Genomic DNA, 14,807 nt, shown 5'->3' with positions numbered 1-14,807 from the left:
CCCATGGAAAAATACGCTTTCCGCATGCGGCTCAATCCCGGCATGACCGAGGAATACAAGGCGCGCCACGATGCGATCTGGCCGGAGCTGTCGCAGCTTCTGACGGAGGCCGGAGTCTCCGATTACTCTATTCATCTCGACGAAGAGACCAACCTGTTGTTCGGTGTCCTCTGGCGGCGCGACGATCACACCATGGCGGAACTGCCGTCGCATCCGGTGATGCAGAAGTGGTGGGCCTATATGGCTGACATTATGGAGACGAAGGCTGACAACGAGCCTGTCGCCGTGCCGCTTCTCACCGTCTTCCACATGAAGTGATCCCATGAGAATCATCGCTGTCATCGATATCGGCAAGACGAATGCCAAGGTCGCGCTCGTTGATCTCGATCGCTTCGAGGAAATCGCCGTGCGCAAGATCGCCAACGGCGTGTCGGGTAACGGGCTCTATCCGCATTTCGATGTCGAGCGCCTGTGGCGGTTCATTGCCGAAAGTCTCGCGGCGCTCCACGCGGAGACACCGATCGACGCGATCTCGGTGACAACCCATGGCGCGACGGCGGTGCTGCTCGATGCGAACGGCGACCTCGCCCTGCCGCTGCTGGATTATGAGTTTACCGCGCCCGATACACTTTCGGCTGATTACGATAAGGTACGGCCACCCTTCGCGGAAACCGGCGCCGCCCGCTTGCCGATGGGCCTGAACATCGGCGCGCAGATCTATTGGCAGCAGCAAACGTATCCCGAGCATTTTGCCAATGTCGCGACCATTCTCACCTATGCGCAATACTGGTCCTACCGCCTGAGCGGCGTGCTCGCCAACGAACTGACCTCGCTCGGCTGCCATACCGATCTCTGGAACCCCTACACCGGCGATTTTTCGACCATGGTCGATGAACGCGGCTGGCGGCCACTGTTCGCGCCGGTTCGCCGGGCCAGCGATCTGCTGGGCGGGCTGACGGCACAGGCGGCTCGGGACACCGGATTACCGGAGGGCCTGCCTGTGTTCTGCGGTATCCACGATTCCAATTCCTCGCTGTTGCCGCATGTCCTGACGCGGCCCGCACCCTTCTCCGTCGTCTCCACCGGTACCTGGGTGGTGATCATGGCGATGGGCGCACGGAAGGTGGCGCTGGACGAGGCACGCGATACGCTGATCAACGTCAACGCGCTCGGCGATCCCGTGCCGTCGGCGCGGTTCATGGGCGGACGCGCTTTTTCCATTCTGATGAAGGATCAGCCGGTGACGCCGTCTGTGGAGGCGGAAGCTGCCGTCGTGGATCGCCTATGGATGCTCCTGCCATCGCTGCCGGAAGGTTCTGGACCTTTCCCGCAGACCAAGGCACGCTGGACCTGCGATGAGTCAAGTCTGATGCAGGCGGAACGGCTTGCTGTCGTGTCGTTCCACTTGGCGCTGATGACCGCGACCTGTCTCGATCTGATCGGGGCGGAAGGGGAAATCGTCGTCGAGGGGCCGTTTGCCGGAAATCCGGCCTATCTGCGCATGCTGGCTGCGGCCACCGGCCGGCCGGTCCTGATCGGCAGTCAGAGCGCCACGGGCACCAGTCTCGGTGCGGCCTGTCTTGCGGATGGCAGCCGGGCGCAGGTTCAGACGTCACGCTTCAGTGACGAAACGTCTGCAGGATATCAGGCCTATGCGGAGAAATGGTTCGCCGAGGCAAACCGTTCAAACGTGGTCTGAGCAAAAACGGGAAGAGATGCGTTGGCGTGCAGCAACGCTGGCAAGTGAAAGTCGCGTCTGACGACGTTTGTTGCGGCTGTTCTTAAAAAACCCGGGAGTTCAAAGACTTGCGGTCATCCTCAATATTCAGGAGGATGGAGATCGCTGCCATTGTGAGGGTGGCGATAAGCACGGCGCTCAGTCCCAGAACAATCATTGCTCGTCCCTTCTACGTCATCATCATGATGCCGCTTCAACGTGACCGGCTATGCTTGTGCATGGCTTGCGCCGGTCAGAATAGGCATTAGTTAATAAACCGCCCTCATCAGATCAATTCCCAAGTTTTACCATTGAGAACCTGTTGTTTCTCTGTCCGGCGCAAATGCCCGGCCAGCATGCCCTTGCGCTCATCCACAGCAATATCGGTCTAATTTTAGTGAAAGAAGATACGGGCTATCAACCGTTAACCTTCAAGCAAGGAATTAACCATAAACATGGTCTCACACGTCGGAGTGGGAAATTCTGTTTCCTGACATGGCATGACGCCGCACCGCCGAACCGGTTTTGATCCGGTATGCACTTCACCGAATTGACGATGAGAACGAAGCGGCGCGTGCCGTGGCTTATGGCATGGCTGCCATCTCCACAAGCATCTGCGGGCGGGATGCCAGTGTTCTTCATGGATTGGTTCGTTGAGGGGGAGGGTGCCGCAGTCTGCAAGGCCGGCGGACATGCAGGAGCACTTTGAATTTCTTTGAGAATACTTGTGAAAGCCGTTCGGTTTTCAAGAATTGCGTAGCAGACCGGGGAACAGCGTGAGGCAGGAAACGTCGCCAGATCAGACCAGGAAGGCTCAGGCAGGCAGCCTGCTCGAGCGCTTGCGTTTTGCTGGCCTCGACGGGGACCAGACCGACGTCCTGCGCAAGAACCGCCAGTCCCTAGGCGCCCAGGTGGAACTCGCCCTGCGCGATCTGTTCCAGCGCCTCCAGACCTTTCCCGATGCGGCACGCCATTTCACCAGCGACCGCCAGATCGATCGGCTGCACGATCTCAAGGCTTCCCATTGGAGCGTCCTGACGGATGCCCGTTTCGACAGCCTTTATGCCGAGCGCGTCAAGGTCCTCTCCGACACTGAAAGCAAGATGGGCCTCGATCCGCGCTGGCAGATCGCCGGTCATGCGGTCGTGCTTGAGCGCCTGATCTGCTCGATGATCGAGGAATGCTGGCCGAAGTCGGTGCTGCCGCTTGGCAAGTCGCGCAAGCAGGAGCTTGCCGATCTCGTCGCCGCCCTCGTGCGCACTGTTTTCGTCGATACCGAAATCTCCGTTTCCCTGCGCTTCAACGAACAGCGTCACAACCATCAGCGCGCCCTTGCCGAACAGCGCAAGGCCGGCGAAGCCGAGGCCTTGGCGATCTTCGGCGATGTCACCCAGGCATTGGGCCGCAATGACCTCTCCGTCCGCGCGCCAACCGACGGCGCTGCCGCTTACCAGCCGCTGGCGCAGAACTTGAACGAGGCGCTCGACGGTGTGCAGCGTCAGATCATTGGCCTGTCTGACCGGGCTGCCATCATGGAAACCGCGTCGCAGCAGCTCTCCGGCCAGACTGGTCAGTTCTCGACCAAGGCCCGTGAACAATCCGAAGCCCTCAGCGACACCTTAGCTTCGCTTGTTTCCATCGTCGACCGCGTCAAGCACAACGCAGTACAGACGCGCACCGCCGAAAAGAGCGTCGCTACCACCCGCCAGTCGGCTGAGCGCAGCGGCGAGATCGCGGGACAAGCCATTTCCGCCATGGCCGATATCGAAGCTTCGGCTGAGAAGATCGGCCAGATCATCGGCGTGATCGACGAGATCGCCTTCCAGACCAATCTGCTCGCCTTGAACGCCGGCATTGAGGCCGCGCGCGCCGGCGAAAGCGGCCGTGGCTTTGCAGTCGTGGCCCAAGAGGTCCGGGCACTGGCCCAGCGCTCAGGCGATGCGGCCCGGGAAATCAAGCAACTGGTCTCGAGCACCAAGTCCCAGGTCGAAGTCGGCGTCGAGCATGTCGGCCGCACTCAGGATGCGATTAGCAGCATTGTCGAGCAGGTGCGCGGCATCAATGACGCGATCGCCGGAATTGCCGTGGAAACCGGCGAGCAGGTGACGAGCCTCGAATCGGCGGCGTCTGATCTCGGCCGCATCGGCGCCGAGATCGCGGCAAGTGCCGGCCGGGCAACTGATGCCAAGGAGACCTGTGACGACCTCCAGACCGTCATTCTCGAGCTTGGTCAGACGATCCGCCAGTTTCACGTCCAGCGGCAGGCCCCGAAGGCTGCTGTTGCCATGCCGAAGGCCAGGATCGAAATCGGTCATCGTGACGAAGCGGCCGAAGAAGCTCTGGACAATTTCGACGATGGCTACGGCCTTCAGGGCCGCCTTGCCGGATGGGGGCGCTGATGCAGAGCCGCCACAAGCATAGTCTGCCGTCATCGGCGATGTTCGAAGTTCAGCGCGTCAGGTCCGTCCCGCGCGCGGAAAGCCAGTCAAACCATCTGTGTAAATTACTCCCAGTCAGACAAGGAAAGTAGAGATGGCAGCAAAGAAGGCCGCTCAGAAAAGTCTAAGCCTCGCGCCGGTCCTCGATCTGAACGAGGCGAACGCGCTGCACACGAAGCTGATGGGCTTGCGCGGCAATACATTGGTTATCGATGCCTCGGCAGTCGAGCGTGTCGGTGCCCTCTGCGTTCAGGTCCTGATGGCCGGAGCGAAAAGCTGGGAAGAGGACAAGCAGTCGTTCACCTTCGCCAAGGTGTCGGACGCATTTACGAAAACGACGCAGCTCATCGGGGTCAATATCGACCATCTGATGGCAAAGGAGATTTGAGACATGAAAAAGAAAGTTCTCACAGTCGATGATTCCCGGACAATCCGGAACATGCTTCTCGTCACGCTGAACAATGCCGGGTTCGAAACGATCCAGGCGGAAGACGGCGTCGAAGGCCTGGAAGTGCTCGAGGACGCCAATCCCGACGTCATCGTCACCGATATCAATATGCCGCGTCTCGATGGCTTCGGCTTCATCGAAGGCGTTCGCAAGAACGAGAAGTACCGGGCTATCCCGATCCTCGTGCTGACGACGGAAAGCGACGCTGAAAAGAAGAACCGTGCCCGCCAGGCAGGCGCGACCGGCTGGATCGTCAAGCCGTTCGATCCGACCAAACTGATCGATGCCATCGAGCGCGTAACCGCCTAAGCTAAGCCAGGATTCCAGCCATGGATATGAACGAAATCAAAGAGATTTTTTTCCAGGAATGCGAGGAGCAACTCGCTGAGCTGGAATCCGGTCTCCTGCGGCTCAATGACGGCGATCGTGACCCGGAAACGGTGAACGCGGTCTTCCGTGCGGTCCACTCCATCAAGGGTGGTGCCGGAGCTTTCGGGCTGGATGATCTTGTCTCTTTCGCACACGTGTTCGAGACAACGCTTGATTGCGTTCGTTCCAATAAGCTGGAACCGACCCAGGAAGTCCTGAAGGTGATGTTGAAGTCGGCCGACGTCCTGGCCGACCTCACGAATGTCGCCCGTGATGGCGGCAGCGTCGATCAGGCCCGCTCGGCACAGCTGATCCGTGAACTGGAAGCGCTTGCGAAGGGCGAAGCCCCGCCGGCCGCCGCAACGCCTGCACCCGTCGCCGCTGCTCCCAAGGCGGCCCCGGTTGCAAAGGCAGCACCTGCCCCCGTCGCCGCCGCGCCCCTGGTCAATGACGAAGGCTTCATGCCGGTCGCCTTCTCCTTTGACGATTTCGGTGGCGAGGAAGAATCTGTCAGCGATCTGCCGGCCTACGACATCGTCTTCAAGCCGAAGTCGGAACTCTACACCAAGGGCAATGAGGCAACGCTTCTCCTGCGCGATCTCTCGCGCCTCGGCGAGATGAGCATTCATTGCAACATGGACAACTTGCCGGGTCTCGACCAGATGGACCCGGAAACCGCCTATTTCTCCTGGAAAATCTCGATCAAGACCGACAAGGGCGAAGACGCCATCCGTTCAGTGTTCGAATTTGCCGAGTGGGATTGCGATCTCGAAGTCACTGCTCTCGACGCTGGTGAAGCCGGCGAAGGCTCCGACGACGACCTGCCGATGCAGCCGGTTCCCTTCGATCTCTCCGTCCTTGACGGCGAGCCGGATGCACCGATCGGTGTCGTCGAGGAAGAAGAACAGCTGGCTGCCGCAGCAGCAGCCCAGGAAGCAGCAGTTGCCGCCGCCGAAACGGCCAGCAACGTCCTGCAGATGGCCGGCAATGCCGCCCGGGCTTCCGCCGCCGACAAGGGCGCAGCTGCGACTGCCGCTGCGCAGAACAATGCGCAGCAGGCTGCTTCGGCCGCTGCTCCGACGATTCGCGTCGATCTTGATCGCGTCGATCGCCTGATCAACCTCGTCGGCGAGCTTGTGATCAATCAGGCCATGCTGTCGCAGAGCGTCATAGAAAACGACTCGAACGGCGTTTCCTCGATCAATATGGGCCTGGAAGAACTCCAACAGCTCACCCGCGAGATCCAGGACTCGGTCATGGCCATCCGCGCGCAGCCGGTGAAGCCGGTCTTCCAGCGCATGGCCCGTACCGTCCGCGAAATCGCCGATATCACCGGCAAGTCGGTGCGCCTCGTCACGGAAGGTGAAAACACCGAAGTCGACAAGACGGTCATCGACAAACTGGCTGAACCGCTGACGCACATGATCCGCAACGCGGTCGACCATGGTCTGGAAATGCCCGAGAAGCGCCTTGCCGCCGGCAAGCCGGCCGAAGGCACTGTCAAGCTGACCGCCAAGCATCGTTCGGGCCGTATCGTCATCGAACTCTCCGACGACGGCGCCGGCATCAACCGCGAGCGCGTTCGCCAGAAGGCGATCGACAACGACCTGATCGCAGCCGACGCCAACCTGTCGGATGAGGAAATCGACAACCTGATCTTCCACGCCGGCTTCTCGACCGCCGAAAAAGTCTCCGACCTTTCCGGCCGCGGCGTCGGCATGGACGTGGTCAAGCGCTCGATCCAGGCACTCGGTGGCCGTATCAACATCTCGTCGAAGCCGGGCCACGGCTCCGTCTTTACCATGAGCCTGCCGCTGACGCTCGCCGTCCTCGACGGCATGGTCGTCACCGTCGCCGGCCAGACGCTGGTCGTGCCGCTGACGGCGATCGTCGAGACCCTGCAGCCGGATGCCGCATCGATCCATTCCTTCGGTGCGACGCAGCGCCTGATCTCGATCCGCAACTCCTTCTGCCCGCTGGTCGATGTCGGTCGCATCCTGAATTTCCGTGCCACCCAGGCCAATCCGGTCGAAGGCGTCGCTCTTCTGGTGGAATCCGAAGGCGGCGGCCAGCGCGCACTGATGGTCGATGCCATCCAGGGCCAGCGTCAGGTCGTCATCAAGAGCCTGGAAGCAAACTATACGCACGTGCCCGGCATTGCCGCCGCCACCATTCTCGGTGATGGCCGTGTCGCTCTCATCCTGGACGTAGATGCTGTCGTCGCAGCATCGCGCGGCCAGTCCCTGCAACAAGAATCGTCGCTCGCTGCTGCAGGATAAGCCTATGACGTCTCTCGCAAAAAATCTGACCAAGGCAGGACGCGAACTCATCGCGTTCCGGATTGGGGATCAGGAATTCTGCGTCAACGTAATGTCGGTGCGGGAAATCCGGGGCTGGACCAAGGCAACGCCGATGCCGCATGCACCCCGGTACGTGCTTGGCGTGATCAATCTGCGCGGCGTCGTGCTGCCGATCATCGATCTGTCGGCCCGGCTCGGCATGAAACCGGCCGAACCGACCGTGCGCCACGTTATCATCGTGACGCAGGTCATGGACAAGGTTGTCGGGCTTCTCGTCGAAGCGGTGTCCGACATCCTGACGATCAACGAGGAAGACATTCAGCCGACGCCGGACATGTCGTCGGAATTCGAGCGGACATTTGCCCGCGGTGTCCTGGCGATCGACAAACGCATGATTTGCCTGATCGAACTGGAAGCCGTCTTCCCTCATTCTGAAAGTGAAGCTGCATGAGCATGCCGGCCGCCTTTGACAGCAGATTGCCCCCCGACGAGTGCCTGGCAAGCGGCGAATATCCGTTGACGCGCCGCGACCTCGCCGAAATTGCGGCAATGATCTATGCCGATGCCGGCATTTATCTGAACGAATCGAAGGCCTCGCTCGTCTATTCGCGGCTTTCGAAGCATATCCGCAATCTCGGGCTGAAGGGTTTTCGCGAATATTGCCAGCTGGTTTCCTCGCCGGCCGGTGCCGCCGAGCGCCGCGACATGCTCTCGCATCTCACGACCAATTTCACGCGCTTCTTCCGCGAGAACCACCATTTCGAGCACCTGAAGACAGACGTGCTGCCAGAACTGATCGCCCGTGCCAAGGCTGGCGGCCGCGTGCGCATCTGGTCGGCGGCCTGCTCGGACGGGCAGGAGCCCTATTCGATCGCGCTCACCGTCCTGTCGATGATGCCGAACGTCACCGATTACGACTTCAAGATTCTGGCGACGGACATCGACCCGAAGATCCTGGCGCTCGCCCGGGCCGGCGCCTACGACGCGACCGCGCTCGAGACTGTCAGCCCGGCCATGCGCAAGCAGTGGTTCGCGGAAGTCAACGTCAATGGCCGCCAGAAGTGGCAAGTGGATGATCGCGTCAAGAAACTGATCACCTTCAACGAACTGAACCTGATGGCGCAATGGCCGTTCAAGGGCCAGGTCGACGTGATCTTCTGCCGCAATGTCGTGATCTATTTCGACGAGCCGACGCAGCAGAAAATCTGGACCCGGTTCGCCGGCATGCTCAATGCAAAGGGTACTCTTTATATCGGCCACTCGGAGCGGGTGTCCGGTGATGCAAAGTCGGTCTTCGACAATATCGGCATCACCACCTACCGCTATACCGGCAAGGGAGGGCGCTAATGGCAGCAGCACGCGTTCTTGTCGTCGATGACAGCGCCACCATGCGTGGCCTGATCACGGCAATCCTGAGTAACGATCCCGATGTCGAGGTTGTCGGCCAGGCGGCCGATGCCATGCAGGCGCGTCAGGCGATCAAGGATCTCGATCCGGACGTCGTCACGCTCGATATCGAAATGCCCAACATGAACGGGCTGGAATTCCTCGAGAAGATCATGCGGCTGCGGCCGATGCCGGTCATCATGGTATCGACGCTGACGCACAAGGGCGCGGAAGCCTCGATCGCGGCGCTTGAAATCGGCGCGTTTGATTGCGTCGGCAAACCCTTGCCGGGCGACCCGCGTCCGTTCAGCGATCTCGCCGACAAGGTGAAGGCGGCTGCACGTTCGCAGCGCAAGTACATCATCTCCGGCAACAAGGCGGCTGCCCCAAGCGCCGCTAATACGAACGGAGCGTCCGATTATCGCGCCGGCCGCAAGATCATCGCCATCGGTTCGTCGACCGGCGGTGTGGAAGCGCTGATCGCGGTTCTGCAGAAATTCCCTGCCAATTGCCCGCCCACGGTGATCACGCAGCACATGCCGCATACCTTTACCAAGAGCTTTGCCGAACGCCTGAACCGCCTCTGCGCCCCGACAGTGCAGGAAGCGACGGATGGTGCCCGTCTGGAGATCGGCAAGATTTATCTGGCGCCGGGTGGTGAACGCCACCTGCAGGTCGTCAATCCTTCTTCGCCCAGCTGCCGTCTGCTGGATCGCGAACCGGTCAATGGTCACCGCCCCTCGGTGGATGTGCTGTTCGATTCGGTCGCGGAACTGGCAGGCAGAAACGCAGTCGGTGTGATCCTGACCGGAATGGGCCGCGATGGCGCATCCGGTCTCTTGAAAATGCGCCACGCAGGTGCCCGCACATTCGGTCAGAATGAAAAAACCTGCGTTGTGTATGGAATGCCGAGGGTTGCCTGGGAACTGGGCGCCGTCGAAACGCAACTACCCCTCAGCTCAATCGGGGAAGAAGTATTGAAAAGCACCGCCGCCCGAAGAGAAGGAAGCGAATAAAATGTCCATAGCGGAAAAAATCAAAGTTCTGATTGTCGACGATCAGGTCACCAGCCGTCTGTTGTTGGGCGATGCCCTGCAGCAGCTCGGTTTCAAGCAGATCACGGCCGCCGGCGATGGCGAGCAGGGCATGAAGATCATGGCCCAGCAGCCGCACCATCTGGTCATCTCGGACTTCAACATGCCGAAGATGGACGGCCTCGGTCTCCTGCAGGCCGTGCGAAACAACCCTGCGACGAAGAAGGCCGCCTTCATCATCCTGACCGCACAGGGTGACCGGGCGCTTGTGACGAAGGCAGCGGCGCTCGGCGCAAACAACGTGCTGGCCAAGCCTTTCACTATCGAAAAAATGAAGGCCGCAATCGAGGCTGTATTCGGGGCATTGAAATGATCACTGAGGCTGCGATCAAGCGTGTGCATGTCATCCAGGGCGAATGGAAAGTGGTCAATGATCCTGACGTCGTTTTGTCGACCATTCTCGGTTCCTGCGTGGCTGCGTGCATGCGCGACCCGATCGCAGGTGTTGGTGGTATGAATCACTTTCTTCTGCCGGGCTCGGCGGATGCAATTTCATCGGGGGGAGATGCCACGCGCTACGGCGTCCATCTGATGGAATTGTTGATCAACGGGCTTCTGAAGAAGGGCGCTCGTCGCGATCGGTTGGAGGCGAAGATTTTCGGTGGTGCGAAGACAATTGCCCGCTTCTCCAATGTCGGCGAGCAGAATGCCCTGTTTGCCCGGCAGTTCCTGATGGACGAAGGCATTCAGGTGGTCGGCGAAAGCACCGGTGGCGATCACGGCCGCAAGCTCGAATATTGGGCGGTGAGTGGCCGTGCCCGGCAATATGCATTGACGGGTGTCGAGGCGCAGAAGGCTGTCGCACAGGAACAGCGTCCGCGCCCGGCTCCGAAGCCGGTCGACAATTCGATCGAATTTTTCTAGCGCTTGGGTTGCCTTCCGGGTTCAGCACTCGGGTGGCAATTTTGGCAGAGTATTGAGTATTGGCTGTTCAACGGGGGCGTTCGAACGGCAATTGTTGCCAGCGTGAGGATGAGTAATGCTGACTGAACTGAAGAGCCACATGCCTCACGTCGACGAGGCGCTCCCCGATGTGATGATGCGCATCGTGTCCGAGCTGTACGACGTCGCCTATCTCATCGAGCGCATCGAACCCATGCTCAGCGATGTGCATGGCGAGGCGGTCCTGGAGGCCGTCGATCGCATGAAGGTGCTGCAAGGCATCGATCTCGCCGTCCAGAAGACGCGCGGCCTTGCCGAATTTATCGACACGGTGACGGCTGCCATCCCGCAGTCCTGGCTTGTGGATGTCACCACCGCGCTCAACCTTGTGAAGCTTGCCGACATGCAGAAGTCGCTCGGCAATGGCATGCTGCGCCATGGCCATTCCCAGCCGCTGACGGACTCTTCGGGTGATTTCGAGGCGTTTTGATCTCGTAAGACATTGATTTCATATTGTATCGACGGCCGCTGCCTTGGAGATGTCCAAGGCGGCGGTTTTGTTTTCTGACACCGGTGACGCGAACGGTTCTTTTCGCATTGCCGTTGAAAGCGGCTTCCAAAGACAAGTTCGCGCAAGTTTCGTTTCTTAGTGTGCCAATCGGGACTGGTAGATTTGCGCGTGATTTGACGAAGCCACAGGCGCCGGATCGATCCAGAAACCCGAATGTTTGGATCTGCGCATGTTAACTCCCCCGGGCGATGTTGCCCGATCGGAACATGTGCCACTGGGTGCGGAAACAGAATGAATCTGTTGGATCAACTCTCGTCGGTCACGAAAAATCTGGCCAATCTCGGACAGGGCAAGCTCATCGCGCTGATCTCTGCCGGCGTTGTCGCGGTCGCGATCGTTCTCGCTGCCGGGCTCTATGTCAATAAACCAGCCTATGAAACGCTCTATGTCGGTCTGGAGACGAACGACCTCAATCAGGTCAGCGTCGCGCTCGCAGAGGCTGGCATGGATTTCGAGGTTGGCGCGGATGGAGCAAGCATCCAGGTCCCGGTCGGCATGACCGGCAAGGCCCGCCTGCTTCTCGCCGACAAGGGCCTGCCCAACAGCGCCAATGCCGGTTACGAACTTTTCGACAATGTCGGATCGCTGGGCTTGACCTCCTTCATGCAGGAAGTCACCCGCATCCGGGCGCTTGAAGGCGAAATCGCCCGCACCATCCAGCAGATCTCCGGAATTTCAGCCGCCCGCGTCCATATCGTCATGGCCGACCGCGGCAGCTTCAGGAAGACGGAACAGAAGCCCACCGCATCGGTCATGATCCGCGGCAATGCCAGTGTCGGCCGTTCCTCGGCAGCATCGATCCGCCATCTGGTGGCATCCTCCGTTCCGGGCCTCAGCATCGACGACGTGACGATCCTGGATTCGGCCGGCCAGCTCCTGGCGTCCGGCGACGATCCGTCCAACAGCGCCATGAACCAGTCGCTCGGCATCGTCCAGAACGTCCAGAACGAAATCGAAAGCAATATCGACAAGGCGCTCGCTCCCTTCCTCGGCATGGATAACTTCCGCGCCAGCGTCACCGCCAAACTGAACACCGACACCCAGCAAATCCAGGAAACTGTTTTCGATCCGGAATCCCGCGTCGAACGCTCGACCCGCGTCACCAAGGAAGAGCAGAAGTCCAGCCAGCAACAGGCAGACAATGCCGCTACGGTCGAGCAGAATGTTCCGCAGGCGGCACCGCAGGGTGCGACGTCCGGCCCGCAGTCGAACGATCAGACCGAGAAGAAGGAAGAGCAGACCAACTACGAGATAAACTCGAAGACCGTCGCGACCGTCAAGAACAGCTACACGGTCGAAAAGCTCTCCGTTGCCGTTGTGGTCAACCGCGGTCGTGTCGCCGCCATGGTTGGCGAAGGCGCTGACCAGGCGAAGATCGATGCCTATATCGCGGAAATGCAGAAGATCGTTGCCTCGGCGGTCGGCCTCGACACCGCTCGCGGTGACGTGATCACCCTGACCGCCATGGACTTCGTCAACACCCAGCTGCTGGACGAGCCGGTTTCCGGTCCTTCCATCATGGAAACGCTGACCCGCAACCTCGGTGGCATCATCAATGCGCTGGCCTTCGTCGCGGTCGCTTTCCTGGTGGTCTGGGTCGGCCTGCGCCCTCTCGCTCGCTCCATGGGCCTCGGCGCTGGCGGCGGCACTGCTCTGGCCGAAAACGAAGCCGTTGGCCTCGAACTCCCGGACTTCTCACCTGCCGCAACCGGCAGCGCTGCTGGCGGGGCGCTGATGGAAGGCTTCGGCTCCGACTTCGGCTTCGACAGCACCGACGACCTGCTCAGCCTGGGCGACGAGAGCGAAGGCGGTTTCAACCGCAAGGTCAAGGAAGGTCCGGAGCGCAGGCTTTCGCGCATGGTCGAGATCAGCGAGGAACGCGCCGCCAAGATCCTGCGCAAGTGGGTCGCCGAAAAGGCAGCCTGAACCCGCGGGCAAATTCCCACCGGCACCGATGGAACGAGATGACCCGCCTGACCGGCGGGTTTTCTTTGCCTGCTCCAGCAACATATGGATTCAATTGGCGATTGCGCTTTGTAAGTGTCGGCTACCCGCCATAGTCGCGCCTGATTTACATCGCCTGTTCCAGAAATTCGCCCTGTTTGCGATGACCCCGAAAATAGACCCGACTTCGCTTTCTGTATTCAATCGTGGCTGGGCAGGGTGAGAAGAATCTCGGACTGCTCAAAGTCACGTAACGAGGCGCCCTGGGATTCGTTATATTTAACAAACCGTTAATTTTTTCCTGGGGACAGCAGGTTTTTGCCTCAATCGTCGCAGTCGATGTCGCGGGTATAGATTCAGCGGTTCAGGTTAGATTCAGTGAATTTCAAATATTACGAAGTTAATATTTAAAGGTTAACCTCGTTGTTTGCGGAGAATTACAAAATCTAGCTATGAAAGATGCTGATGCAATTTCGCAACATGCTGCGAAAACAAATAAGAAAATGGAAACTTGACAATTTTCGCGGCTCGGAGATCGGGTGATTTGCGTGCCCGTTTTTCCATTCTTGCGAGTGGCATTCGTACGCCTTTTTGAGCTCGAAAAGCGTCGCAATTCAATTTTTTTATTAGAAATATGTTTTAATTCAATATGTTATTCTAAATTCAAAAATCCGCGGTTCATGCAACCTCCGGATATCCTGCCACATTCACGAATCGATTCACGGATCAGCTGAAAAGTAAATCCCGAGATGAAGGCAGTAGTTTTTCATAGGGGTAGATGTACATTTTACGTAGTGATTCGCGTACTGATTTGCGTCTGTCTGGGACGGCGGACTACCCAGACACAGTTGCCGGCGGCGGCGGCGGAAAACGCTTCAATGAGCACGGACGAATCCATCACGGGGGTAATGTCATGGATGCTCTACATACGGAGATTGCGATCCGGCCTGCGCCGATCGCCACGATGCGTGGTATTGGACGGGCCGTTTCCAAGGAACAGCTGATCCGCAAGCTCGGCGAGTTTGCCGAGCGCGGTAACCTGAACAAGGGGCTCGCGGCCCTGACGGATTATGTTGGGGCGACCCACTATCTGCTGGCGCGGTATGACCTGTCGCAGGATAATGGCCTGGACTTCGTCGTCTGCTCGGACTGGCCGTTCGATGTCGTTCAGCGACTCGGCAAGGTGATGTCCCAGCTCCATTCGAAGACCAACGAAATGGAAAAGTGCCTGTCGGTCATGCAGCCGGTCTTCATGAGCCTGCCGGATGATATCGACGTCAGCCGTGGCATCAGCCACGAATATTGCGCCATCACCTTCAATGTCGGCCGCACGCGGCTGTCGCTGATGCTTCTCTTCCCGCAGGACGTGATCCTGTCGCAGGAGAGCCTCCGGGATGTCGGTCTTCTCACCGGCTATTTCGCCAGCTTTACCACCGAGCGCGACGTTCGGTCGGATCGCGAATTCGAACTGACCGAGCGCGAGCTCGAATGCCTCTTCTGGATCGCGGAAGGCAAGACCAGCGACGAGATCGCCGTCATCCTCGGCATCTCGCGCAATACGATCAACAATTACATCACCAGCGTCATGCGCAAGACGGCCACAAAGACACGCTCCGAGGCCATCGCATACGCCGTTCGCAACAACCTCGTTTAGGAAA

At 59.4% G+C, this 14,807-nt stretch carries 14 protein-coding genes; all 14 read left to right on the top strand.

Annotation, left to right across the window (positions count from 1 at the left end; genetic code table 11):
* The first annotated feature begins 3 nt into the window (after nt 1-3).
* The 14 genes from rhaM (at nt 4) to visN (ending at nt 14,803) form a co-directional block, all read left to right on the top strand.
* The gene (gene rhaM, locus ASG68_RS02760) at nt 4-318 is read left to right on the top strand and encodes an L-rhamnose mutarotase (RefSeq protein ID WP_062583352.1); all 315 of its coding nucleotides are present in this window, start codon (nt 4-6) and stop codon (nt 316-318) included.
* A 4-nt stretch (nt 319-322) separates the two neighbouring features.
* Complete coding sequence (locus ASG68_RS02755; protein ID WP_062583355.1) at nt 323-1,699, top strand: FGGY-family carbohydrate kinase; 1,377 nt, start codon at nt 323-325, stop codon at nt 1,697-1,699.
* A 794-nt stretch (nt 1,700-2,493) separates the two neighbouring features.
* The gene (locus ASG68_RS02750) at nt 2,494-4,116 is read left to right on the top strand and encodes a globin-coupled sensor protein (protein ID WP_062583357.1); all 1,623 of its coding nucleotides are present in this window, start codon (nt 2,494-2,496) and stop codon (nt 4,114-4,116) included.
* 133 nt (nt 4,117-4,249) lie between these two features.
* On the top strand, nt 4,250-4,543 hold the full coding sequence (locus ASG68_RS02745; RefSeq protein WP_062583359.1) for an STAS domain-containing protein: 294 nt from the start codon (nt 4,250-4,252) through the stop codon (nt 4,541-4,543).
* Between the two features lie 3 nt (nt 4,544-4,546).
* Nucleotides 4,547-4,912, top strand: coding sequence for a chemotaxis response regulator CheY1 (cheY1, locus tag ASG68_RS02740; protein WP_018324149.1), 366 nt, complete (start codon nt 4,547-4,549; stop codon nt 4,910-4,912).
* A gap of 20 nt (nt 4,913-4,932) precedes the next feature.
* On the top strand, nt 4,933-7,251 hold the full coding sequence (locus ASG68_RS02735; protein WP_062583361.1) for a chemotaxis protein CheA: 2,319 nt from the start codon (nt 4,933-4,935) through the stop codon (nt 7,249-7,251).
* 4 nt (nt 7,252-7,255) lie between these two features.
* Nucleotides 7,256-7,723 (top strand): chemotaxis protein CheW, encoded by a 468-nt coding sequence (locus tag ASG68_RS02730; protein WP_062583363.1) that lies wholly within the window; start codon nt 7,256-7,258, stop codon nt 7,721-7,723.
* The gene (gene cheR / locus ASG68_RS02725; RefSeq protein ID WP_062583367.1) at nt 7,720-8,619 is read left to right on the top strand and encodes a protein-glutamate O-methyltransferase CheR; all 900 of its coding nucleotides are present in this window, start codon (nt 7,720-7,722) and stop codon (nt 8,617-8,619) included. Before ASG68_RS02730 ends, cheR begins: the two co-directional genes overlap by 4 nt.
* Entirely contained in the window at nt 8,619-9,674 is a 1,056-nt protein-coding gene (cheB, locus tag ASG68_RS02720) for a protein-glutamate O-methylesterase CheB (protein ID WP_062583369.1), read from the top strand. The genes cheR and cheB overlap by 1 nt, the downstream gene beginning before the upstream one ends.
* Before the next feature lies 1 nt (nt 9,675).
* Complete coding sequence (locus ASG68_RS02715) at nt 9,676-10,065, top strand: response regulator (RefSeq protein WP_062583370.1); 390 nt, start codon at nt 9,676-9,678, stop codon at nt 10,063-10,065.
* Nucleotides 10,062-10,616, top strand: coding sequence for a chemoreceptor glutamine deamidase CheD (gene cheD, locus ASG68_RS02710; protein ID WP_062583371.1), 555 nt, complete (start codon nt 10,062-10,064; stop codon nt 10,614-10,616). The genes ASG68_RS02715 and cheD overlap by 4 nt, the downstream gene beginning before the upstream one ends.
* A gap of 115 nt (nt 10,617-10,731) precedes the next feature.
* Nucleotides 10,732-11,124 (top strand): chemotaxis protein CheT, encoded by a 393-nt coding sequence (cheT, locus tag ASG68_RS02705; protein WP_062583372.1) that lies wholly within the window; start codon nt 10,732-10,734, stop codon nt 11,122-11,124.
* A 312-nt stretch (nt 11,125-11,436) separates the two neighbouring features.
* A complete protein-coding gene (fliF, locus tag ASG68_RS02700; protein ID WP_062583373.1) occupies nt 11,437-13,131 on the top strand; it encodes a flagellar basal-body MS-ring/collar protein FliF in 1,695 nt (564 codons plus the stop codon).
* Between the two features lie 982 nt (nt 13,132-14,113).
* Nucleotides 14,114-14,803: a transcriptional regulator VisN gene (gene visN, locus ASG68_RS02695; protein ID WP_413813985.1), complete on the top strand. Its 690-nt coding sequence runs from the start codon at nt 14,114-14,116 to the stop codon at nt 14,801-14,803.
* Nucleotides 14,804-14,807: the final 4 nt, after the last annotated feature.

The organism is Rhizobium sp. Leaf453, from assembly GCF_001425605.1.
Classification (GTDB): Bacteria; Pseudomonadota; Alphaproteobacteria; order Rhizobiales; family Rhizobiaceae; genus Pararhizobium.
This window is presented reverse-complemented; position numbering and strand designations above follow the sequence as displayed.